This window comes from Mesorhizobium sp. B2-7-3, assembly GCF_006440715.1.
In the GTDB taxonomy this organism is placed as follows: domain Bacteria; phylum Pseudomonadota; class Alphaproteobacteria; order Rhizobiales; family Rhizobiaceae; genus Mesorhizobium; species Mesorhizobium australicum.
Map to the genome: position 1 here is coordinate 177,874 of NZ_VFTY01000003.1, position 24,185 is coordinate 202,058.

Here is a 24,185-nt window from a genome sequence, read left to right on the forward strand (position 1 = left end):
GGTCACATCCAACAGGGGAACAGCTCCGCCAGCAAGAGCGGGGTCAACAGTGAGGCGTAATCGTGCCGGACAAACCGGATCGGAATGCGATTGAAGTAGTAAACGTCAGCAAAATTTTCGGATCGGGTGAGGGGCAGGTCGCTGCCCTCGACAAGGTCTCGGTCTCCATTCGCGAGAACGAGTTTTTCACGCTGCTTGGGCCGTCCGGCTGCGGCAAGACCACTCTTTTGCGGCTGATCGCCGGATTCGATTTTCCAACAGCCGGCGAAATCCTGCTCTATGGCCAGGACATCGCGCCCTTGCCGCCGTTCAAGCGCCCGGTCAACACCGTCTTCCAGTCCTATGCGCTGTTCCCGCACATGACGGTGGCCGAGAACATCGGCTTCGGCCTGGAAATGCTGGGCAAGCCAAAGGATCAGATCAAGGCGCGCGTCGCCCAGATGCTGAAGCTGGTCAAGATGGAAGCGCTGAGCAATCGCCGCACCAGCCAGATCTCCGGCGGCCAGCAGCAGCGCGTAGCGCTGGCGCGGGCGCTCGCACCGCAGCCGAAGGTGCTGCTGCTCGACGAGCCGCTCTCCGCGCTCGACTACAAGCTGCGCAAGGAGATGCAGATCGAACTGAAGCGGCTGCAGCACGAGACCGGGATCACCTTCATCTTCGTCACCCACGACCAGGAGGAAGCGCTGACCATGTCGGACCGTATCGCCGTGATGTCGTCGGGCAAGATCCTTCAGGTCGGTTCGCCCTGGGACATCTACGACAAGCCGGCCGAACGTTTCGTTGCCGACTTCATTGGCGAGACCAACTTCTTGACCGCCGCCATCTCTGGCGTCAGCGATGGAAAGGCCCGCGCGACGCTCAAATCCGGGGCGATGATAAATGCCACGGTGGCGGAAGGCTTCCAGCCCAAGGACAACGCCACCGTGGTGGTGCGGCCCGAACATGCCAAGCTGACAACGACCAAGGGTGATCTTTCCGGAACGGTCGAAAACATCGTCTATTTCGGCACCGATACGCACATTCAGGTCCGCCTCGACAGTGGCGAGGCCTTCACGGTCCGCCAGCAGAACACCCGTAGCGCAGGCTGCGGTTTCGAGCAGGGCGACAAGGTCGGCATTGCCATTGGCAACGACGCCGCACAGGTGTTGAGGGACTGATGGCAGCCGCACTCTCAAAAGCCGCCTTGTTCGAAGCAGGTGCCGCCAAGGCCTCGGCACGGCGCAACCGATTGCTCTCCGTGCCGGCGCTGATCATCATCGGCATTTTCGGCGTGCTGCCGCTCATCATCATATGCGTTTATTCGTTTCTCCAGGCAGCGCCCTATGGCGGCGTGCAATGGCAGTTCTCGACCGACGCCTATCTGAACTTCCTGTTCCAGCGCGATATTTTCGATGACACGCTGCAGTTCACGCCGGACTTCCTGATCATCTACCTGCGCTCGTTCCTGTTCGCCGTGGTGACGACGGTCATCTGCCTGCTGCTTGGCTTTCCAACCGCCTACTTCATGGCGACACGGCCGCCGGCGCAGCGCAACTGGTGGGTGCTTTTGATCACTATTCCGTTCTGGTCGAACCTTTTGGTGCGTACGCTGGCGATCATGTTCATCATCCGCGACGAAGGACTGGTCAACAATGCGCTGATGGCGTTGGGTGTGATCGATAAGCCGATCACGATGCTCTATACTAATTTCGCTATCCAACTCGGCCTGCTCTATTCCTTTCTGCCGTTCATGATCCTGCCGCTTTATTCAAGCCTGGAAAAAATGGATTTCCGGCTGGTTGAGGCCGGCTATGACCTTTACGCCACCCGTCGCAAAGTGTTGTGGCGCGTGATCATCCCGCTGTCGTTGCCCGGCATCATCGCCGGCTGCCTGCTCGTCTTCATCCCGGCACTCGGCGCCTACGTCACGCCGCTGATCCTTGGTGGCGGCATCCATCTGATGATAGGGGATCTCATCGCCCAGCAATTCGGCTCGGGACGCAACTGGCCGCTCGGCTGCGCGCAAGCGCTGATCCTGATGGCCGCGGTGCTCGTGGCGCTGTACTTCTACGTTCGCAACACGTCGGGGAAGGTGCAGCATGGCTGATCCCCGCAACGTAGATATCAAGGATCAGCCGGGGTTCCGCACGATCGCCATCATATGCGTTGGCGTGCTTTACGTGCCGATCCTGATCCTGATGATCTTTTCGTTCAACACGGGTTCGCTTGTCACCCATTGGGAGGGCGTCGGCCTGACTTGGTACGGCACCGCACTGCTCAATGAGGAATTTCACAACGCCGCCGAGAACACGCTGATCATCTCGGTGAGCGCGACGATCGTTTCGACGATCTGCGCCACGCTGGCGGCGATCGGCATGACCCGGGTGAAGCCGTGGCGTGGCCTTCCGGCCGCCTTCATGGTCATAAACCTGCCGCTGATGGTTCCCGAGATCATAACCGCGGTGGCGACATTGTCCTTCTTCGCCCTGATCGCCGGGGCCTTCGGCCTGAATTTCGGCATCGGCAATCTGATCCTCGCCCATACCGTGTTCTGCATCCCCTTCGCCTACATGCCGATCCGGGCACGTCTCGAGGACATGGACCTGACGCTCGAATCCGCCGCGGCCGATCTCTACGCCACGCCCTGGCATGCGTTCCGGCGCATAACACTTCCCTTGCTTGTTCCCGGTATAATGTCGGGTGCGGCGCTCGCCTTTATCGTCTCCTTCGACGATTTCACCATCACGCAGCTCGTCGCCGGCCCCGGCCAGACGACCTTACCTCTCTACATCTGGAACCAGATCAGGCGGCCGATGACGCCGGAGATCAATGCCATCTCCACCATCCTGCTGTTGGTCTCGATCCTCTTCGTCTCGGTATCATTCCTGATCGCGCGCAGACGCGCCAAGTGACCAAAAGCTCCACGACAAACAATGGGAAGGCAAGGAGAACAAAAATGTCTAGAAAGTTGATGGCGGCCGTTTCGACGGCCGTGCTTATGTGGGCAGTGCCGGCACTCGCCGATGGCGAGCTGCACATCTACAATTGGGGTGACTATACCAATCCCAAGCTGGTCGAAAAGTTCGAGAAACAGTACAACGTCAAGGTTACGCTGGACGATTATGATTCCAACGAAACCATGCTGTCGAAGGTGCGCGCCGGCAATTCCGGTTACGACATCGTCGTGCCGTCCGACTACACGGTGAAGATTATGGTCGACGAAGGGCTGCTCGAAAAGACAGAGCCCAACGCGATGCCGAACGGCAAGAACATCGATCCGCGTTTCGTCGACGTCTATTGGGACAGCGGCCGTCACTACACCGCGCCGTGGCAGTTTGGCACCACGGCATTCGCGGTCAACACAGACAAGTTCAAGGGCAATATCGACACGCTGGCCATCCTCTTCGACCCGCCGGCGGAGCTGAAGGGCCAGATCAATATGCTCGACGATGTCAACACTGTCATGCATGCGGCCGAGCGTTATGCCGGCGTGCCGCGCTGCGGTGCCGACAAGGCCAATCTGAAGAAGGTCAACGACATCCTGATGGCCGCCAAGCCGTCATGGAAGACCTTCAGCTACGACACCATCACCAAGATCACCTCCGGCGACGTGATCGTGACGGAGCAGTGGAATGGCGCGACCTATCGCTCGCGGCAGAAAATCCCGGCCATCAAATACGCCTACCCCAAGGAGGGCATCGAGGGCTGGATGGACAATGTCGCGGTGCTGAAGGGCGCCAAGAACCTCGACAATGCCAAGCTGTTCCAGGACTTTATCATGGCTCCGGAAAACGCTGCGCTGATCTCGGAATTCGCCGGTTACGACAACGGCATTGCGGGCAGCCACAAGTTCCTGCAGCCGGATTTCGCCAATTCGCCGGAACTCAATCCGCCGGCAGGCGCGCCGGTAGCGGAATTCGTTCCGCCCTGTCCGCCAGATGTGGTGGAGATTTACAACAAGATCTGGACCAATTTGCGCAAATAGGTTCGGTCTAAAGTCCAGCGGGAGGGAGGCTTCGGCCTCCCTTCTTTGCGCTTACGGGGAGGGTTCCATGACATCTTACCGCAACAGCGATCCGCGGCCGCCGATCATGCAAGGCTCGCCGCCCGCCATGCTGCCGCCGAGGCTCGACTGGGACAGGCCGCCCTGGAACCGCTGGGCTTTCCAGCACATACGGGAAATTCTGCCGACCGTGGAAGTCTGGCGCGGCGCTGGCCATCGCCACCGTCTCGAACGCGCCGAGGTTGATCTCGACGGGCTAGCGGTCGAGGACAGCGAGGGCAGGCCTTCGACACTCGCCGGTCTGCTCGACGAGACCTATACGGACGGCTTCCTGGTGCTCAAGGACGGCAGGATAGCCTATGAGCGCTATTTCAACGGCATGGACGAGCGCACGCTGCACCTGTCGCAGTCGATGGCCAAGTCGGTCACCGGCTCGGTGTTCGGCATATTGGCCGGGCGCGGCCTGATCGATCCGGCGAAGCCAGTGACGGACTACCTGCCGGAACTGAGCGCGACCGGGTGGGCCGGCGCCAGCGTCCAGCATGTGCTTGATATGACCACCGGCGTGCGGTTCTCGGAGGAATACACCGACCGCTATTCCGACATCGGCCAGGTCGATGTCGCCACCGGCTGGAAGCCGGTGCCACCGGGCAGCGATCCGGATTTCCGCTGGCCATCGCACATGTTCGAACTGATCCTGGGCTTGAAGGACACGGTTCGCCCGCATGGAGCCACGTTCGAATATCGCTCGATCGAGACGGACGTGCTCGCCTTCATCATGGAACGGGTGACGGGCAAGCGGCTGGCGCAACTCGTCTCGGAAGAACTTTGGCAAAAGCTCGGGGCTGACGAAAGCGCCTGCTTCACCGTCGACAGCGCCGGCTATGCGCTGGCCGATGGCGGCTTCAACGCGACGCTGCGCGACTACGCCCGCTTTGGCCAGCTGATCCTCGACAATGGCGGCGGCATCGTGCCGGCGGACTGGATCGAGGCGACGCGTACCGGCAGGCATGGTCCGGATTTCTCGGCCAGCCTGCCCGAGGGCAGCTATCGCAACCAGTTCTGGATCGAGAATCCCAGCTCGCGGGCACTGATGTGCCGTGGCGTGTTCGGACAGTTGATCCATATCGACTGGAACACAGGAATAGTCGTGGTGAAGCTGTCGACCTGGCCGGATTTCAGCAACATGGCCTATTCCAGGGCAACGCTGAAGGCCGTGCACGCCATCGCCGCGGCGCTTGCCTGAGCTTCATGACCAATGGACTGGGAGGAAACGCCATGACCGGCAAGACCGCGTTCGAGACTCGATACGGATTCCGCCGCAACGAGGTGCTGCTCGGCAACTGGCGTGTGAGCCCGTTCAATCGGTGGTCGTTCCAGAATCTCGGCGAACTGGTGCCGACCGCCCGGGTGGCGGCAGCGCCCGGCGCCGCAGAAGCCCCTCGGCGAGACATGGACGGCTTGCTCGGGGAAAAGGTCACGGTCGCGACTGCACCGGAGACGGTGGCTGAATTCCTCCTGCGCTCCAGCACCGACGCCCTGACGGTGATGAAAGGCGGCAAGATCATTGGCGACTGGTTCGCGCCGCATATGGAGTTCGGCGCGCGCCACATCATCTTCTCGATCAGCAAATCGGTGACCGCGATCATCGCCGGCATACTGGAAGGCGAGGGGGCGTTCGATCCGGAAGCGCCGGTGACGGACTATATCCCTGAAGCAGCCGGCTCGGCCTATGGCGATGCAAGCGTTCGGCATGTGCTCGACATGAGCGTCAGCCTCGATTTCGAGGAGGCCTATCTCGATCCGGAAAGCGCCTTCGCCCGCTATCGCCGAGCGACGCTGTGGAATCCGGGCGGCGGCACCGAAAGCCTGCGTGAATTCATCCTTACCCTGCAGCGGCTTGCCGAGCCGCATGGCCAGACCTTCCGCTACCGCTCGCCCAATTCCGACCTGCTCGGCCTGCTGCTCGAGCGCGCCTCGGGCCAGCGCTTCACCGACCTGATGCGCGAGAAACTGTGGCTGCCGCTTGGCGCCCTCGGCGAGGCCTCTGTCGGCGTCGACATGGAAGGCACGGCACGCACCGCCGGCGGCATTTCGGTGACGCCGCGTGACCTGGCGCGCCTCGGCGAGATGATGCGGCAGGGCGGCACCGCCAATGGCCGCCGCATCGTGCCCGAGGCCTGGGTGCGCGACACCACCAGCACCGGCGGCAGCTCGGAAGCTTGGCGGCGCGGTGCCATGCTGCCGCTGTTCCCGAAAGGCCGCTACCGCAACAAATGGTACCAGACAGGACACGAGAACGGCGCCTATTGCGGCATCGGCATCCATGGCCAGTGGCTTTATGTCGATCCCAGCACCGAAGTGGTGATCGCCAAGATGTCGTCGCAGCCGGAGCCGGTCGACGATGCGCTGGATATCGAGATCGTTGCGTTTTTCGAGGCGCTGAGCCGGATGGTCTAAGTGGGCAGTCGCGTGCGATTGGTGATGTCGGCGCTGCCCCTCATCCGCCTGCCGGCACCTTCTCCCCGTATAGTGACGGGGAGAAGGGATCTGGTCGCTACGCCGCGGCGCCCCTTTGCACCGTTGGCGATTGGCGAAATCGGCGATGACAGCGCCCTCTCCCCGTCACTATACGGGGAGAGGATGCCGGCAGGCAGGTGAGGGGCAGCGCAGACATCTCAGTATGGGCAAATTCCTGCGGTACCCAGATCCGGTGAACGCATCGCGCTTTCCTGTGGACCTCCGCCGCGTGTGAGGACGCGGTGGTTGGCGGGCCGCACGCCAACCCTTACGGTCGCCGCTCTTTTCGACGAGAGTGGGAAGACATGGCATCCGACATCAAGCGCATCGCAGCCATCATCGCGGCCGAAATCAAGGCGCGGCCGGAACAGGCGGCCGCGGCGATCGGACTGCTCGATGAGGGGGCGACGGTGCCGTTCGTGGCACGCTACCGCAAGGAAGTGACCGGCGGGCTGGATGACACGCAATTGCGCGACCTTGCCGAGCGTCTTGTGTATCTGCGCGAACTCGACGCGCGCCGCGACACCATCCTGGGCTCGATCCGCGAGCAGGGCAAGCTGACGCAAGAGCTTGAAACCAAGATCGCGGGCGCCGCGACCAAGGCGGAGCTAGAGGACATATACCTGCCCTACAAGCCGAAGCGCCGCACCAAGGCCGAGATCGCCCGCGAGCGTGGATTGGGGCCGCTGGCCGAAGCCATTCTCGCCGACCGCTCGCTGGTGCCCGCGGACGTCGCGCTCGCCTATGTCACCGGCGAGGTGGCCGATGCGAAGGCGGCGCTCGAGGGCGCGCGCGACATCCTGTCGGAGCAATTCGCCGAAAATGCCAATCTGGTCGGCAAGCTGCGCAGCTACATGAAGGAACGCGCCTTCCTGCGCGCCAGGGTGGTCGACGGCAAACAGGAAGCCGGCGCGAAATTCTCCGACTATTTCGACCATGTCGAACGTTGGGCGACCGTGCCAAGCCACCGCGCGCTCGCCATGCTGCGCGGCCGCAACGAGGAGGTGCTGTCGCTCGACATTGAGGTGGATGCCGATGACAGCTCGCCGGTGAAGCCGGTCGAGCGGATGATCGCCAACGCCTACGCCATCGGTGCCAGCCTGCCAGGCGACCGCTGGCTGATGGAGGTGGCAGGCTGGACCTGGCGCATCAAACTGTCGCTGCACCTGACGCTCGACCTGATGCGCGACCTGCGCGAGCGGGCCGAGGAAGAAGCGATCCATGTCTTTGCCCGTAACCTCAAGGATTTGCTGCTGGCGGCACCCGCCGGCTCGAGGCCGACGATGGGGCTCGATCCCGGCATCCGCACCGGCGTCAAGGTGGCGGTGGTCGATGGCACCGGCAAGCTGCTGGCGACGACGACGGTCTATCCGTTTCAGCCGAGGAACGATGTGCGTGGCACGCAGGCCGAACTTGCGGCGCTTATCCGCCAGCACAAGGTCGAGCTGATCTCGATCGGCAACGGCACTGGCAGCCGCGAGACGGAGAAGCTGGTCGCCGACATGCTGTCCGACATGCCTTCGGACGGCGGCCCGAAGCCGCTCAAGGTGATCGTCAGCGAGGCGGGAGCGTCGGTCTATTCGGCCTCGGCGACGGCTGCCGCCGAGTTCCCCGGCCTCGACGTGTCGCTGCGCGGCGCGGTGTCGATCGCGCGACGGCTGCAGGATCCGCTGGCCGAACTGGTCAAGATCGAGCCGAAATCCATCGGCGTCGGTCAGTATCAGCACGATGTCGACCAGTACCGGCTCGGCCGCTCGCTGGAAGCGGTGGTGGAGGACGCCGTCAACGCGGTCGGCGTCGACCTCAACACCGCCTCGGCGCCGTTGCTGGCGCGGGTTTCAGGCCTCGGCGCGTCGCTCGCCGATGCAATCGTCGCGCATCGCGATGCGACCGGCCCGTTCGCCAGCCGCAAGGATCTGCTGAAGGTGGCACGGCTTGGACCGCGCGCGTTCGAGCAGTCCGCCGGCTTCTTGCGCATCGCCAATGGCAGCGAACCGCTCGATGCCTCGTCGGTGCACCCGGAGGCCTATGGCGTGGCCAAGAAGATCGTCGCCGCCTGCGGCCGCGACGTGCGTTCGCTTTTGGGCGACAGTGCCGCGCTCAAGGCGCTCGACCCGCGCGTCTTCGTCGACGAGCGGTTCGGCTTGCCGACGGTGCGCGACATTCTGGCGGAGCTGGAGAAGCCCGGCCGCGATCCGCGTCCCGGCTTCAAGACGGCGACCTTCGCCGATGGCATCGACGAGATCAAGGATTTGAAGCCCGGCATGCTGCTGGAAGGCACCGTAACCAATGTCGCCGCTTTCGGCGCCTTCGTCGATATCGGCGTGCACCAGGACGGGCTGGTGCATGTCTCGCAGCTCGCCGACCGCTTCATCAAGGACGCGCATGAGGTGGTCAAGGCCGGCGACGTGGTCAAGGTGCGCGTCGTCGAAGTCGACATCAAGCGCAAGCGCATCGCGCTCTCCATGCGTAAGGATGCCGGCGAGGGTGGTGCCTCGAGGAGCGGGCCGCGCGACAATGGCGGCGGCAGGCCGGCGCCACGCGGGCCTACGCCGCAACGCCAGCCGGAGCGGCCGGCACAGCAAGGTGCGTTCGGCGCCGCGCTGGCGGACGCGCTGAAGCGAAAGTAGCTACCACGCCAGAACAGCCGGCTCCTTCTCAAGCTGGCCGAGCAGCCAGTCCCGGAAACTGGCAACCGGCGGATAGCCGCGCTTGTCGTGGGGGACGACGAGGTAATAGGCATTGCGGCTTTGCATCGGCTGGCCTGGCGCGGGCACAAGCTGGCCGCGCTGCAGTTCGCCCTCGATGAGAATCTGCGGCAAGAGCGCCACGCCGAGGCCCGCCATGCAAGCCTGGGCGGCGGTGGCGAACTGCTCGAACTGCATGCCAGGCCCAGTCGGCGCGCTCAGGCCCTGATGCTCGAACCATTCGCTCCAGGCGCCGGGGCGCGTCGTCATGTGCAGCAGCGGCAAACGGCCAATGTCGGCCGGCGTGGCGATGGCGCGGCCGGCGAGGAAGTCGGGCGACACCACCGGCGCCACCGTCTCGCGCACCAGAAGCGTCGAGTCGGCGTCCGGCCAGTCCGGGAGGCCATAGTGGATGGCGGCATCCAACCGTTCGCGTGCGAAGTCGAAGCGCCCGACGCGGGTGACGAAGTTGATGGTGATGTCGGGATTGTTCTCGACGAAATCGGGGATCATCGGCATCAGCCAACGCGTACCGAAAGTCGGCAGAATGGCAAGATTCAAGATCCCACTATGCCGATTGCTCATCAATCCAAGGGCTGCGTCACGCAACTGGCCAAGCGCCGAGCGTACCGCTTCGGCGTAGATTTCACCTGCCGTGGAGAGCCTTACATTGCGGCTGTCGCGTTCAAACAGCTGCCGGCCGAACTGATCTTCCAGAAGCCTGACCTGGCGGCTGACCGCGCCTTGGGTCAGGTCCAATTCCTGGGCGGCGGCGGTGAAGGAGCCAAGCCGCGCCACGGCCTCGAAGGCGGCAAGGGCGCTGATATTGGGCAAAAGGCGGCGCTGGACACTCATGATTCATTCCTAACGCTCATTGATCCGCGAAGCAATTTCGTTTGATTTTTTCAGGCCACGAGCCGATAAGCCGGGCTTCACCTGTTTCAAGGATCGAGAAGCCATGGCCGACAAGAATGCATTCGTGTGGGAAGACCCGTTCCTGATCGAGGACCAGCTTTCGGAAGACGAGCGCATGGTGCGCGATGGCGCTGCCGCCTTTGCCGCCGACAAGCTCGCGCCGCGTATCGAGGAAGCCTATCTCAACGAGACCTTCGACACGGCGATCTTCCGCGAGATGGGCGAGGCCGGCCTGCTCGGCATCAACATTCCGGAAGAGTTCGGTGGCCTCGCCGCCAGCTATGTCACCTACGGTCTGGTGGCGCGGGAAGTCGAACGCGTCGATTCCGGCTATCGCTCGATGATGTCGGTGCAGTCGTCGCTGGTGATGTACCCGATCCATGCCTATGGCTCGGACGAACAGCGCAGGAAATATCTGCCCAAGCTCGCTAGCGGCGAATGGATCGGCTGCTTTGGTCTGACCGAGCCGGATGCCGGTTCCGATCCTGGCGGCATGAAGACCCGCGCCGAAAAGACCGCCAGCGGCTACACGCTCTCCGGCTCCAAGATGTGGATTTCCAACGCGCCGGTCGCCGACGTGTTCGTCGTATGGGCCAAGTTGAAGGGCGAGAACGGCAAGGACGAGATCCGCGGTTTCGTGCTGGAGAAAGGCATGAAAGGGCTATCGGCGCCGAAGATCGGCGGCAAGCTGTCGCTGCGCGCTTCGATCACCGGCGAAGTGGTGATGGAAGGCGTCGAGGTCGGCGAGGACGCGCTGCTACCCAACGCCAAGGGCCTCGGTGGACCCTTCGGCTGCCTCAACCGGGCCCGCTACGGCATCTCCTGGGGTTCCATGGGAGCGGCGGAAGATTGCTGGCATCGCGCTCGCCAATATGGGCTTGACCGCAAGCAGTTCGGCAAGCCGCTGGCCGGCACCCAGCTCTACCAGAAGAAGCTCGCCGACATGCAGACCGAGATCGCTCTGGGGTTACAGGCCTCCTTGCGCGTCGGGCGCCTGCTCGATGAAGGCAAGATGGCGCCGGAAATGATCTCGATCGTCAAGCGCAACAATTGCGGCAAGGCGCTCGACATCGCCCGCCAGGCCCGCGACATGCATGGCGGCAACGGCATCCAGATCGGCTATCACGTCATGCGCCACGCGCAGAACCTGGAAACCGTCAACACCTACGAAGGCACGCATGACGTGCACGCGCTGATCCTGGGACGGGCGCAGACGGGGATACAGGCGTTCTTTTGAGCGACTTAAGCCGGCAAGCGGTTCTTTAATTTAGGTGCACCGCAACATCCGCTTGGAGAATGGCGGCCAGATGTGTCAGGGTTCGGCTGATGAAACGCCGATCTCCGGGGCCCCATGGCAATTCTGGCAGCCGTCTACCACCTGACCCACTATAAATACGACCGGCCGGTGGTTCTCGGGCCCCAAATCATCAGGCTGCAGCCGGCACCGCATTCCCGCACCAAGGTGTTGAGCCATTCGCTCAAGGTCGAGCCGGCGAACCACTTCGTCAATCTGCAGCAGGATCCTTACGGCAACTTCCTTGCCCGTTTCGTCTTTCCGGAGCCGGTGACGGAGCTGAAGATCGAGGTCGACCTCGTCGCCGACATGACCGTCTACAATCCGTTCGACTTCTTCGTCGAACCGTCGGCCGAGGCGTTCCCGTTCGACTATCCCGAGGAGATCCGTGACGACCTCGCCATCTACCGCACGCCGGAGCCGGCCGGGCCGCTGCTCCAGGCGTTTCTGAAAACCGTCGACCGCGGCGCGCCCAACACGGTCAATTTCCTCGTCGATCTCAATGCCCGCCTGCAGCGCGAGATCGCCTATATCGTGCGCATGGAAACCGGTGTCTTCTCGCCGGAGGAAACGCTGGCAGCGGCCAAGGGCTCCTGCCGCGATTCAAGCTGGCTCCTGGTGCAGATCCTGCGCAATCTTGGCATCGCCGCGCGCTTCGTCTCGGGCTACCTGATCCAGCTCAAGCCCGATCTTGTCGCGCTGGATGGGCCGGCCGGCACAGCGGTCGATTTCACAGACCTGCACGCCTGGTGCGAGGTCTATCTTCCTGGCGCCGGCTGGATCGGCTTCGATCCGACCTCGGGCCTGCTCACCGGCGAGAGCCATGTTCCGCTGGCCGCCACACCGCATTTCCGCAATGCGGCGCCTATTTCCGGCATGGCGAGCTTTGCCAATGTCGAGTTCGGCTTCGAGATGCGGGTCGACCGTATCGCCGAGCATCCGCGCATCACCAAGCCGTTCTCGGATGAGAGCTGGCAGGCGCTCGATGCGCTCGGCAACAAGGTCGATGCCGCGCTCGCGGCCGGCGATGTGCGGCTGACCATGGGCGGCGAGCCGACCTTCGTGTCGATCGACGATTTCGAGGCCGCCGAATGGAACACCGCCGCCGTTGGGCCAACCAAGCGCGAAAAAGCCGATGCGTTGATCCGCAGGCTGCGCGAGCGTTTCGCGCCCGGCGGTTTTCTCCACTACGGCCAAGGCAAGTGGTATCCCGGTGAAAGCCTGCCACGCTGGACGTTTTCGCTCTTTTGGCGCGCCGACGGCGAGCCGGTGTGGAGCGACCCGTCGCTGATCGCGCGGGAAGATAGTTCGGCTGATATCGGCCCGAAACAAGCCGAAAGCCTGCTGACGGCGATCGCCGGCGAACTCGGCATCGACACGTCCATGGTCAGCGAAGCCTATGAGGATCCGGCCGAATGGCTGCTCAAGGAAGGCAAGCTGCCCGACAATGTCGACCCGTCGAATTCGAAACTCGAAGATCCGGAGGAACGCAGCCGCATGGCGCGTGTCTTCGAACGCGGGCTGACCAAGCCGTCCGGATATGTGCTGCCGGTGCAACGCTGGAACAGCCAGGCCTCCGATCCGCGCTGGCGCTCGGAGAAATGGAAGACGCGGCGCGGCCGGCTGTTCCTGGTCCCGGGCGATTCCCCGGTCGGCTATCGTCTCCCACTGGGCACGCTGCCCTATGTGCCGCCGGCGCAATTCCCCTACATCGTGCCCGTCGATCCGTCGCTGCCGCGTGGCCCTTTGCCCGTGCGCGAAGCGATCTTGCCAGCGGCCGCTCCTGCGGAACTCGAAGGCGCCGACGAAATGGCCCGTCGCCAGCAGGCAGCCTCGTTCACGGCGACGACCGGCCAGCAGGAGCGCGTCGAGCAGGAGATCACCGAGATCGGCGGCGCGGTGCGCACGGCACTGTCGGTCGAACCGCGTGACGGCAGGCTGTGCGTGTTCATGCCGCCGGTCGAGGCGCTCGAGGATTATCTCGAACTCGTCGCCGCCGCCGAGAACGCGGCAAAGGCAATTGGCCTTCCCGTGCACATCGAGGGCTACGGTCCGCCGCATGACCCGCGCCTCAACGTCATCCGCGTGGCACCCGATCCCGGCGTCATCGAGGTCAACATCCACCCTGCCTCGAACTGGCAGGACTGCGTGGCGACAACGACGGCGATCTACGACGAGGCGCGGCAGACGCGGCTTGGCGCCGACAAGTTCATGATCGACGGCCGCCACACTGGCACCGGAGGCGGCAACCATGTCGTGGTCGGCGGCGCCACGCCCAATGACAGCCCATTCCTGCGCCGGCCCGACCTGCTGAAGAGCCTGGTGCTGCAATGGCAGCGGCATCCCTCGCTGTCCTATCTGTTCTCCGGCCTGTTCATCGGCCCGACCAGCCAGGCGCCGCGCTTCGACGAGGCGCGGCACGACTCTCTTTACGAGCTTGAAATCGCGATGGCGCAGGTGCCGCATCCCGACCAGGGTGCCGCACCCTTGCCATGGCTGGTCGACCGGTTGTTCCGCAACCTGTTGACCGACGTCACCGGCAATACGCATCGCTCGGAGATATGCATCGACAAGCTGTTTTCCCCGGATGGTCCGACTGGCCGGCTTGGCCTTGTCGAATTCCGCGGATTCGAGATGCCGCCCAATGCGCGCATGTCTCTGGCGCAGCAATTGCTGGTGCGGGCCATCATCGCCCGCGCGTGGAAGAACCCGCTCGACGGGCGCTTCGCGCGCTGGGGCACCTCGCTGCATGATCGCTTCATGCTGCCGCACCATGTCTGGGCGGACTTTCTCGACGTGCTCGACGACCTCAAGCTCAATGGTTTCGACTTCCGGCCCGAATGGTTCGATGCCCAGCTCGAATTCCGCTTTCCCTTCTGCGGCGAGGTGCAGCATGCCGGCATCAAGCTGGAGCTCAGGCAAGCGCTGGAACCATGGCATGTGATGGGCGAGCAGGGCGCGATCGGCGGCACCGTGCGCTTCGTCGATTCATCGGTCGAACGGCTGCAGGTCAGGACCGAAGGCCTCAACCCGGAGCGTCATGCGATCGTCTGCAACGGCCGCATCGTGCCGATGAGGATTACCGACAACAGAGAGGTCGCGGTGGCCGGCGTGCGCTTCAAGGCCTGGCAGCCGGCCTCGGGCCTGCATCCGGCGCTGCCGGTCAACACGCCGCTGGTGTTCGACATCTATGACCGCTGGTCCGGCCGGGCAATCGGCGGCTGCGTCTACCATGTCGCGCATCCCGGCGGGCGCAGCTACGACACTTTCCCCGTCAACGGCAACGAGGCGGAGGCACGACGGCTCGCTCGCTTCGAACCGCGCGGCCACACACCCTCGGGCTATGTGTTGCGCGAGGAACAGCCGGCGGAAGATTTCCCGATGACCCTTGACCTCAGGCGTCCACCAAGACTGTGATCTGACATGGCAAAGGGGAATCACAAAAGGGTGCGCGGCAAGCCGCAGGCCCATAGCCTGCTGGAGCACTACCAGCCGATCGACGGCGTCGTCGACGAGATGGTCGACGCGTCAGGCAATCCCCGTCCGGTCTGGAAGCATTTTGTCGAAGCGCTCGACGACCTCGGGGCCGAAAAGCTCGGCCAGCGCTTCGCCCGCGCCGATCAGTATCTGCGCGATGCCGGTGTCTATTACCGCGTCTACGACAAGGCGGGCGCCAACGAGCGCGAATGGCCGCTGGCGCATATTCCCTTGCTCATCGAGGACAGCGAGTGGCAGGCGGTCAGCGCCGGCCTGGTGCAGCGCGCCGAACTGTTCGAGGAAATTGTTGCCGATATCCATGGGCCGAACCGGCTGATCGAAAAAGGCATCCTGCCGGCAGGACTGATCGCGGCGAGCCCTGAATATTTGCGGCCCGTGGTCGGCAGCAGGCCGGCCGGAGGGCATTTCCTGCACTTCTGCGCCTTCGAACTCGGCCGCGGTCCGGACGGCCGCTGGTGGGTGCTGGGCGACCGCACCCAGGCGCCTTCGGGCGCCGGCTTCGCGCTGGAAAACCGGGTCGCCACCACGCGCGCTTTGTCCGACATCTATGGCGAGATGCATGTGCACCGGCTCGCCGGCTTCTTCCGCCGCTTTCGCGATGCGCTGATCGGCATGGCAAAGGAGAGCGACGGCCGCGTCGCCATCCTGACGCCGGGGCCACTCAACGAGACCTATTACGAACACGCCTATATCGCCCGCTACCTCGGCATCATGCTGCTCGAAGGCGAGGACCTGACCGTTTCCGGCGGCAGGCTGATGGTGCGGACCGTGTCCGGCCTGATGCCCATCAGCGTGCTGTGGCGGCGGCTCGATGCCGCCTTCGCCGATCCGCTCGAGCTGCGCCCGGATTCGCAGATCGGTACGCCGGGGCTGGTCGAGGCGATCCGGCAAGGCACGGTGTCCACCGTCAATGCGCTGGGCTCGGGCCTGATGGAGACGCGCGCGCTGCTCGCCTTTCTGCCCAAGATCGCGCGCGAATTGTGGGGCGAGGAGCTGCTTTTGCCCAGTGTGGCGACATGGTGGTGCGGGCAGGAGACGGAGCGCGCCCATGTGCTCGCCAATATCGACCGCATGGTGGTCGGCCCGGCGCTGTCGACAAGACTTGCCTTCGAAGATGACGGACAGACGAAGCTCGGCTCGGCGCTGTCGGTCGGGGAGCGGGCGGAACTGGTGGCGCGCATCGAACGCGACGGCGAGGCCTTCGTCGGCCAGGAGGCGGTGACGCTTTCGACGACGCCGGTCTATGTCGGCGGCTGGCTGGAACCGCGGCCGGCGAGCCTGCGCGTCTATCTGGCGCGTACGCCCGAGGGCTGGACGGTGATGCCGGGCGGGTTTGCGCGCGTCGGCCTATCGCTCGACCCGACGGCGATCGCCATGCAGCGCGGCGGCCAGGCGGCTGATGTCTGGGTGGTGAGCGACAGACCCGTGGAGCGCGAGACGCTGCTGCCGCAGGAGAGCGACAGCTTCAACCGTACCAGGCCCGGCAGCCTGCCCAGCCGCGCGGCGGAAAACCTGACCTGGCTCGGCCGCTACATCGAACGCTCGGAAGACACGGTGCGTATCCTGCGCGCCTATCACGTGCGGCTCGCCGAAACGTCCGATCCGGACATGCCGCTGCTGGCCGATATCAGGGATTATCTCGAACCGTTCGGCATCGATGTCGAAACGGCGATCCCGCCAGGGCTGATCGGCACGCTCGACAGCGCGGTGTACAGCGCCGGCCAGATCCGCGATCGTTTCTCGCCGGATGGCTGGCTGGCGCTCAAGGATTTGTCAAAAACGATCCATCAGTTCGCCACCACCGTGGCGCCCGGCGACGATGCGACGCGGGCCATGACCGTGATCCTGCGCAAGCTTGCCGGATTCTCGGGCCTTTTGCATGAGAACATGTACCGCTTCGCTGGCTGGCGTTTCCTCGAGATCGGCCGGCGGCTGGAGCGCGGCATCCAGATCGCCAGCACGCTGGCCCGACTGACCAGCAGCAAGGCGCCGGACGGGGCGCTGGACATGATGCTGGAGATCGGCGACAGCGTGATGACCCATCGACGGCAATATCCGGTGCAGGCCGGCCGGCGCACGGTGATCGATCTCCTGGCGCTCGATCCGCTCAATCCACGCTCCATCCTGTTCCAGCTCGAGAGGCTGAAAGCAGAGATAGGGCTGTTGCCGGCGACCGGCGGCGAGGGGCACATGTCGACGGCGGCCAAGGAGATCCTGCAGCTCAACACGTCCATCGCCATCAAGGAACCGGCAGACATGACGGTGAAGGCGTTGAACGATCTCGCGGGCGAAATAGGCGGGCTCTACAGCAGCCTCGCCAAAGCCTATTTCGGCTAGAAAGAGATGGCCATGCTGTACGACATCAGGCTTCTGCTCCACTACGACTATGCTGCCGCTGCTGGCGGCGGACGCCATCAGGTGCGCGTGCTGCCGTCGACCATTGACGGTGTGCAGCGTGTCATCGCCGCTTCGCTTTCTTTTTCACCGGCACCCAACGAACGGTCGGATTTTTCCGATTTCTTCGGCAACAATGTCACTTCGATCGCGTTTCGCGACGCCCATGACACGCTCGACATCAGGATGAGCGCGCGTGTGTCGGTGGCGCGGCCCGAGCCGGGGCTCGACGTGTCGCCCGATCTCGGCCGCCTTCGACAGGAGCTGGCCGCCGTGCGGTCGCTTGCGCCTGCCTCGCCGCACCATTTCCTGGCCGCCAGCAGCCATGCGGGCATTGATGCCGCGATCACCGCATTCGCGCGAGACAGCATCGGAAACTCGGCCGCAGGGACGGCGATGAACCTGTGCAATCGCATCCATCGCGATTTCACATACGATGACGAGGCGACCACGGTGCGGACCCAGGCCAGCGACGCCTTCCAGCTGAAGCGGGGCGTCTGTCAGGATTTCTCCCACATCATGATCGCCGGCTTACGCGGGCTTGGCATTCCGGCCGGCTATGTCAGTGGCTTCCTGCGCACCATTCCGCCCAAAGGCAAGCCCCGGCTGGAAGGCGCGGATGCCATGCATGCCTGGGTCAAGGTCTGGTGCGGGCGTGATGCCGGCTGGCAGGAGTTCGATCCGACCAATGGCATGCGGGCCTCCAACGACCATATCACCGTTGGTTACGGGCGCGACTATTCGGATGTGGCGCCCATCGTCGGCGTGCTGAAGACGACTGGCGGACAGGTCGGCGACCAGGCGGTCGACGTCATCCCGGTCGTGCTCGAAAAGGCGTGAAACGGGGCGCACTAACTTGCCCGGCGCCGCGAGTTCTCACAAGGATGGGGCAGACTTCTCAGACATCGATGCGGTCACTAGAGCAGCTCACCGGTTCACGGAAAAGGCGAGCCGATCCAAGTCTTTGATTTCGCGCAATTCCGGACGGAAAAGCCGTTTCACACTTTTCCTGTAAGTGCTTAGTCTGTATTCGCCTTAAGGGAGAATAGTCTTAGGCTGCCGCGCACAGGCATGAGGTTTGTCATTGAAAGCTGTCAGCGTCGTCATACCCGCCTACAATGCGGCGGCAACGATCGCTAAAACGCTGGCCTCGCTTGGCGGAGAGGCCGGGTTTATCGGCGAGGTCCTGCTGGTCGACGATCAATCGACCGATGGCACGGCCGATGCAGCCCGGCAGGCCGCGGCGCAATCATCCCTGCCTTTGCGTGTGCTGCCCGCCAGTTGCCGCGACGCCGGCGGCGCCCGTAACCTGGCGCTTGATGAGGCAGCCCATCCGTGGGTCTACCTGATCGACGCCGACGACCTGCACCTTCAGGGCGGCTTAAGCTCCTTGCTGTCGCAGGCGGAAAACCAGCCCAAGGCCGACATGATCGTCGGTGCCTTCCGGCGCAGGGTGAACGGCCAGGATCGGCAGATCAAGGTGCCAAACGGCTACACCGCTGCCTGCCTCACCAACGCCTCCGCCTACGTGAAGGGGGATATACGCTCGGTGGCGGTGGGCAGCGTGCTGGCTTCCCGGCGTCTCATCGGCGAGACCCGGTTCCCCGTCGGGCTCGCCTTCGACGAGGACACGCTGTTCTGGGCGCGGCTGATGAGCAAGGCGTCGCTGGTCATGATTCAGCGCCCCGTCATGATCTACGAAGTTTCAGCGGAGCGTTCGGACGATCGCTTCACGGTCAACCCGGTGCGGCGCTTCCTGGACTGGCGCCGGGAGCTGCGTACGCTCACCGATTGCGGCATCCCGATTTCGGCACTGAAAGCAAGGGAGGGCCTCGTCGCGCTCAAGATCGCCCGTGTCCATTATGCGCGAGGCGACCTGGACATGGCCGCGCGCTTTCTCGCAATAGCCTCAGTGGCGCCGAAGCGGCGCTCGGAAGCCTGGCGCTGCCTGCGCTACAAATTCAAACTCGCGGCGCGCCGCCGGCTGTCCCTTCCGCCGACACAGATGCAGCGCGCATTGTAGGCCCGACCGACGCCACCGGGATTGCCTTGTTTCCAGGCGGGGTGTGGAACCAGCGGTCAGCCCGCAGCTTATCTACGCATATTTCGTGTGGAGCTTACATGCTGCAGAGAACCGGATCGTCGCGGAGCCGATTGGCCGACGGTGATAGCGTACCCAAGAATGGAGCACAGATTTCCGCCAGGGATGCCGCGCTGACCTATGTCAGCGATGCCGAGCCCGGCATCCGCCGGCTGAAGGCAGGCAAGGGATTCGCTTACAAGGCACCGGACGGGAAAGCGGTCTCCGATGCCGACAGAGTGCGCATCGCGGCGATCGTCATACCGCCGGCTTGGACCGATGTCTGGATTTCGCCCGATCCGAACGGGCATATCCAGGCGACCGGGAGGGATCAGCGGGGGCGCAAGCAGTATCGCTATCATCCGCAATGGGCCGAGGAGCGCGACGGCGCCAAATATTCGAGCCTCGTGGCTTTCGCCGAAAGCCTGCCGGACCTTCGGCGCAGGATCGACAGCGACCTGCGCCGTCACGGCCTGCCGCTCGAACGCGTCGCCGCCGCGGTGGTCTGGCTGCTCGACAACACGATGATCCGCGTCGGCAATGCTGCCTATGCTCGCGACAACAAGAGCTTCGGCCTGACGACATTGCGGGACCGGCATGTCGATATCAAGGGATCGAGCCTGCGCTTCGCCTTCAAGGGCAAGTCCGGCAAGGAATGGAAATTGAAGCTGGTTGACCGCCGGATCGCGGGGATCGTTCGGGGCGCGCAGGACCTGCCGGGCCAGAAACTGTTCCAGTATCTCGACGAGGACGGCAACAGACGCCCTGTCCGCTCCGACGACGTGAACCACTATATCCGCGAAGCGGTTGGCGACGCGTTCAGTTCGAAGCACTTCCGCACATGGGGTGGCACCATCCACGCCGCGTCGCTGTTTGCACAAACGGAACTGCCTGAGAGCCAGGCACAGCAAAAACGGGTGATGAACAACGTCATCGACAAGGTGGCCGAACGGCTGGGCAATACGCGCGCAGTCTGCCGCCAATGCTATATCCATCCGCAGGTCTTCAAGGCTTGGAGCGAAGGACGACTGCTTGCCGAAATGGCGGAAGCCAACAAGCGCAAGCGATCCATCGAAGGCCTCGATGAGGAGGAAGCGCTCGTGTTGAGATGGTTGAAGACGCAGGAGGACCGATCGGCGGCAATCGGCGGCCGCTGAATCCGCGGCGTCTCGATTTTTTTATCGACGCCATGTCGGCATCGGCCCTACTGTTTCGTCCTTTGCTACAGAAAGGACCGTCCATGCTCTACGCCATCCTCTGCTACGCCTCCGAAGATGTCGTCTGTTCCTGGAGCAAGGAACAGGACGACAAGGTCATGGCCGACCTGCTCGGCGTTCAGGAGAAGTATGCCAACGCCGGCCGGCTTGGGCCCGTGGCGCGGCTTTTGCCGACGACGGCGGCAACGACGCTGCGGAAAGTGAAAGGTGAATCGCTGGTCATCGACGGGCCGTTCGCCGAGACCAAGGAACAGTTCCTCGGTTTCTACACGCTCGATTGCGCCGACCTCGACGAGGCCGTCGAATTCGCTCGCGAGCTCTCCGAGGTCAACCCAAGCGGCGGTTCCTACGAAATCCGCCCGGTATCGGTGTTCCATCCGACGAGGGTTCCGGCATGACCGAACTCGCCTGGATAAGCTCCGCGATCAGCGCTGCCCGTCCACAAGCGATGGGCGCGCTGCTGCGCTATTTCCGCGATCTCGACACGGCGGAGGAAGCTTTCCAGGACGCCTGCCTCAAGGCGCTGAAGAACTGGCCGCAAAACGGGCCGCCTCGCGATCCGGCGGCCTGGTTGATCTTCGTCGGCCGCAACAGCGGCATCGACGCTGTGCGCAAGCGTGCCAAGCAGGCGCCGATGCCGGAAGAGGACCAGGTTTCCGATCTGGAGGACGCCGAAAGCGACATCGCCGAGCGGCTGGACGGAGCGCATTACCGCGACGACATATTGCGGCTGCTGTTCATTTGCTGTCACCCTGATTTGCCCGCAACGCAGCAGATCGCGGTGGCGCTGCGCGTCGTCTCCGGCCTCACCGTCAAGCAGATCGCGCGCGCCTTCCTGGTCGGCGAGAGCGCGATGGAGCAGCGCATCACCCGCGCCAAGGCGCGCATCGCGGACGCTGGCGTGCCGTTCGAGACGCCGGGCGCGGTCGAGCGCTCCGAGCGGCTCGCGGCGGTCGCGTCCATGGTCTACCTGATCTTCAACGAGGGCTATTCGACCAACAGCGGCGAGGCGCCGGCTCGCGCGCCCTTGTGCGAGGAAGCGATCCGGCTTGCCCGGCTGCTGCTGCGGCTGTTCCAGACCGAGCCGGAGATCATGGGGCTGACGGCGCTGCTTCTGCTGCAGCACGCACGCGCACCGGCACGTTTTGACGATGATGGCGAGATCGTGCTGCTCGAGGACCAGGATCGAAGCCTGTGGAGCCGCAAGATGATCGACGAAGGGCTGGCGCTCGTCGACAAGGCGCTGCGCCATCGCAAGCCAGGTCCCTATCAAGTCCAGGCGGCGATCGCAGCGCTCCACGCGCGGGCTGAGAAAGCCGAGGACACCGACTGGGTGGAGATCGACCTGCTCTACGGCCTGCTCGAGCAGATGCAGCCGTCGCCGGTAATCACGCTCAACCGTGCGGTCGCGGTCGCCAAGGTGCGCGGACCGGAAGCGGCGCTGGCGATGATCGAGCCGCTCGAGCCGAGGCTTTCGGGCTATTTCCATTTCTTCGGCCTCAAGGGCGGGCTGTTGATGCAACTCGACCGGGGCGAGGAGGCACGCATTGCCTTCGACCGCGCCATCGCGCTCGCCAATACGGCGGCGGAAGCTGCCCATATCCGCATGCATATCGACCGTCTGATCAAGGACGGCGCCGTACGCACGCCGGCGAAAAAGGCAAACTAGGCCCCTACGCGGTCGGCCCGAGCATCGCCTGGCTCAATCGTGCAGCCCGGGCTTGGACCATGCCGGGGTGGCGATTCTCCCCTGAAACAGGTAATGGCACGCCATGACAGCCCCTTCCAGCCGCGACGGCGCCGGGAAGGCATGGCGCAAGGCGTTGACCCGCGCCCTATGAGCGGCGGGATTCTGAAAGGGACAGAAATGACGATAGCGAAGGAAACGGCCGAGCTTCTGGCGAAACTGGGCGTGGCCAAGGAGGCGCTTGACGGCGGCGACCTGATCGTGCGAAGTCCGGTGACGGGTGAGCGGATCGCGGCGCTGAAGACGATCTCGCCGGCCGACGCGGCAAAGACCATCGATGCGGCCCACAAGGCGTTCCAGTCCTGGCGGCTGGTGCCGGGTCCCAAGCGCGGCGAACTGGTGCGGCTGCTGGGCGAGGAACTGCGCACGCACAAGGCCGAGCTTGGCCGGCTGGTGTCGATCGAGGTCGGCAAGATCCCGTCCGAAGGGCTCGGCGAAGTGCAGGAGATGATCGACATCTGCGATTTCGCCGTTGGTCTGTCCCGGCAATTGTACGGCCTGACCATCGCCACCGAGCGTCCGGGCCACCGCATGATGGAAACCTGGCATCCGCTTGGCGTCGTCGGTGTCATCTCCGCATTCAACTTCCCGGTCGCGGTGTGGTCGTGGAATGCCGCACTGGCGCTGGTTTGCGGCGATGCAGTGGTATGGAAGCCGTCGGAGAAGACGCCGCTGACCGCGCTTGCCTGCGAGGCGATCTTCAAGCGTGCGGTCAAGCGCTTCGGCACCGACGCACCGCAAGGACTGGCACCGGTTCTGATCGGCGACCGAGCGGTCGGCGAGATCCTGGTCGACCATCCCAGGGTGCCGCTGGTTTCGGCCACCGGTTCGACTCGCATGGGCCGGGTTGTCGGTCCGCGCCTGGCCAAGCGTTTCGCCCGCGCCGTGCTGGAACTGGGCGGCAACAATGCCGGCATCGTCTGCCCGACGGCCGATCTCGACATGGCGCTGCGCGCCATCGCCTTCGGCGCCATGGGCACCGCCGGCCAGCGCTGCACGACGCTGCGCCGCCTGTTCGTCCATGACAGCGTCTATGACGCCTTGGTGCCGCGGCTGAAGAAGGCTTATCAGAGCGTCTCGGTCGGCAATCCGCTGGAGACCTCGTCACTGGTCGGTCCGCTGATCGACAAGGCCGCCTTCGACGCCATGCAGAAGGCGCTGACGGAGGCGGCCGCGCATGGCGGCAAGGTGACTGGCGGCAGCCGGGTCGAGAACGGCCATCCCGATGCCTATTATGTGCACCCGGCGCTGGTCGAAATGCCGAAGCAGGTTGCACCGGTGACGGAAGAAACCTTCGCGCCGATCCTCTATGTGATGAAGTATTCCGATTTCGACGCCGTGCTCGACGAGCACAACGCGGTCGGCGCTGGCCTGTCGTCGTCGATCTTCACCCGCGACCTGCAGGAATCCGAGCGCTTCCTCGGTGTCGACGGTTCGGATTGCGGCATCGCCAACGTCAATATCGGTACTTCCGGCGCCGAGATCGGGGGCGCTTTCGGTGGCGAAAAGGAAACCGGCGGCGGCCGCGAGAGCGGTTCAGATGCGTGGAAAGCGTATATGCGGCGCGCCACCAACACCGTGAATTATTCCAAGGCGCTGCCGCTCGCCCAGGGCGTCTCGTTCGACATCGATTGAGAACGCCGGCCCGGTTCGGGTGTCGTTGCACACCCGAACCGTTTGCGACCGGAGGTTGATTGCTGAGTGCAGTTATGCTACCATTTTCCGCATGGTGCCGGCATGCGCCGATGACCCGCCGCAAGGCGGTTTTTTTGTTTCACGGTTCTTGTGTTTGGCTGGTTGTAGCCAACAGGCAGGTGACGCCGGCGACGCGGTTAAACCGCTCTACGGCAT

At 64.0% G+C, this 24,185-nt stretch carries 17 protein-coding genes; 16 read left to right on the forward strand and 1 reads right to left on the reverse strand.

The features are described 5' to 3' along the window. Positions 1-62 precede the first annotated feature (62 nt). The 7 genes from FJW04_RS08315 to FJW04_RS08350 all read left to right on the forward strand — a co-directional run bounded on the left by FJW04_RS08315 (position 63) and on the right by FJW04_RS08350 (position 9,132). Complete coding sequence (locus FJW04_RS08315) at positions 63-1,157, forward strand: ABC transporter ATP-binding protein (protein ID WP_140713486.1); 1,095 nt, start codon at positions 63-65, stop codon at positions 1,155-1,157. After that, positions 1,157-2,086: an ABC transporter permease gene (locus FJW04_RS08320; RefSeq protein WP_246671855.1), complete on the forward strand. Its 930-nt coding sequence runs from the start codon at positions 1,157-1,159 to the stop codon at positions 2,084-2,086. Before FJW04_RS08315 ends, FJW04_RS08320 begins: the two co-directional genes overlap by 1 nt. After that, the gene (locus FJW04_RS08325; protein ID WP_140661826.1) at positions 2,079-2,891 is read left to right on the forward strand and encodes an ABC transporter permease; all 813 of its coding nucleotides are present in this window, start codon (positions 2,079-2,081) and stop codon (positions 2,889-2,891) included. The genes FJW04_RS08320 and FJW04_RS08325 overlap by 8 nt, the downstream gene beginning before the upstream one ends. A gap of 44 nt (positions 2,892-2,935) precedes the next feature. Further along, on the forward strand, positions 2,936-3,964 hold the full coding sequence (locus FJW04_RS08330) for an extracellular solute-binding protein (protein ID WP_140661827.1): 1,029 nt from the start codon (positions 2,936-2,938) through the stop codon (positions 3,962-3,964). 67 nt (positions 3,965-4,031) lie between these two features. Beyond that, positions 4,032-5,228 carry a serine hydrolase gene (locus FJW04_RS08335; RefSeq protein ID WP_140713488.1) on the forward strand — a complete coding sequence of 399 codons (1,197 nt, stop codon included), beginning with the start codon at positions 4,032-4,034 and terminating at the stop codon, positions 5,226-5,228. A gap of 32 nt (positions 5,229-5,260) precedes the next feature. Then, positions 5,261-6,442, forward strand: a complete 1,182-nt coding sequence (locus tag FJW04_RS08340) for a serine hydrolase (RefSeq protein ID WP_140713490.1) — start codon at positions 5,261-5,263, stop codon at positions 6,440-6,442. Positions 6,443-6,807: 365 nt separating this feature from the next. Beyond that, positions 6,808-9,132, forward strand: a complete 2,325-nt coding sequence (locus tag FJW04_RS08350) for a Tex family protein (protein ID WP_140713492.1) — start codon at positions 6,808-6,810, stop codon at positions 9,130-9,132. On the opposite strand, the gene FJW04_RS08355 is transcribed toward FJW04_RS08350, so the two are convergent. After that, on the reverse strand, positions 9,133-10,044 hold the full coding sequence (locus FJW04_RS08355; RefSeq protein ID WP_015315938.1) for a LysR family transcriptional regulator: 912 nt from the start codon (positions 10,042-10,044) through the stop codon (positions 9,133-9,135). A 103-nt stretch (positions 10,045-10,147) separates the two neighbouring features. On the opposite strand from FJW04_RS08355, the gene FJW04_RS08360 reads away from it, so the two are divergent. The 9 genes from FJW04_RS08360 (at position 10,148) to FJW04_RS08400 (ending at position 23,969) form a co-directional block, all read left to right on the forward strand. Beyond that, on the forward strand, positions 10,148-11,341 hold the full coding sequence (locus tag FJW04_RS08360) for an acyl-CoA dehydrogenase (protein WP_140661831.1): 1,194 nt from the start codon (positions 10,148-10,150) through the stop codon (positions 11,339-11,341). Between the two features lie 114 nt (positions 11,342-11,455). Further along, a complete protein-coding gene (locus tag FJW04_RS08365; protein WP_140713494.1) occupies positions 11,456-14,815 on the forward strand; it encodes a transglutaminase family protein in 3,360 nt (1,119 codons plus the stop codon). 6 nt (positions 14,816-14,821) lie between these two features. After that, positions 14,822-17,233 (forward strand): circularly permuted type 2 ATP-grasp protein, encoded by a 2,412-nt coding sequence (locus tag FJW04_RS08370; RefSeq protein WP_140713496.1) that lies wholly within the window; start codon positions 14,822-14,824, stop codon positions 17,231-17,233. 12 nt (positions 17,234-17,245) lie between these two features. Next, positions 17,246-18,130, forward strand: coding sequence for a transglutaminase family protein (locus tag FJW04_RS08375; RefSeq protein WP_015315942.1), 885 nt, complete (start codon positions 17,246-17,248; stop codon positions 18,128-18,130). Between the two features lie 244 nt (positions 18,131-18,374). Beyond that, complete coding sequence (locus FJW04_RS08380; protein ID WP_140713498.1) at positions 18,375-19,313, forward strand: glycosyltransferase family A protein; 939 nt, start codon at positions 18,375-18,377, stop codon at positions 19,311-19,313. Positions 19,314-19,411: 98 nt separating this feature from the next. Further along, positions 19,412-20,527, forward strand: a complete 1,116-nt coding sequence (locus FJW04_RS08385) for a DNA topoisomerase IB (protein WP_140713500.1) — start codon at positions 19,412-19,414, stop codon at positions 20,525-20,527. A gap of 83 nt (positions 20,528-20,610) precedes the next feature. Continuing rightward, positions 20,611-20,985: a YciI family protein gene (locus tag FJW04_RS08390; RefSeq protein WP_015315946.1), complete on the forward strand. Its 375-nt coding sequence runs from the start codon at positions 20,611-20,613 to the stop codon at positions 20,983-20,985. Continuing rightward, a complete protein-coding gene (locus FJW04_RS08395) occupies positions 20,982-22,256 on the forward strand; it encodes an RNA polymerase sigma factor (protein WP_015315947.1) in 1,275 nt (424 codons plus the stop codon). The genes FJW04_RS08390 and FJW04_RS08395 overlap by 4 nt, the downstream gene beginning before the upstream one ends. Positions 22,257-22,454: 198 nt before the next feature. Then, entirely contained in the window at positions 22,455-23,969 is a 1,515-nt protein-coding gene (locus tag FJW04_RS08400; RefSeq protein WP_140713502.1) for an aldehyde dehydrogenase family protein, read from the forward strand. The last annotated feature ends 216 nt before the right edge of the window (positions 23,970-24,185 follow it).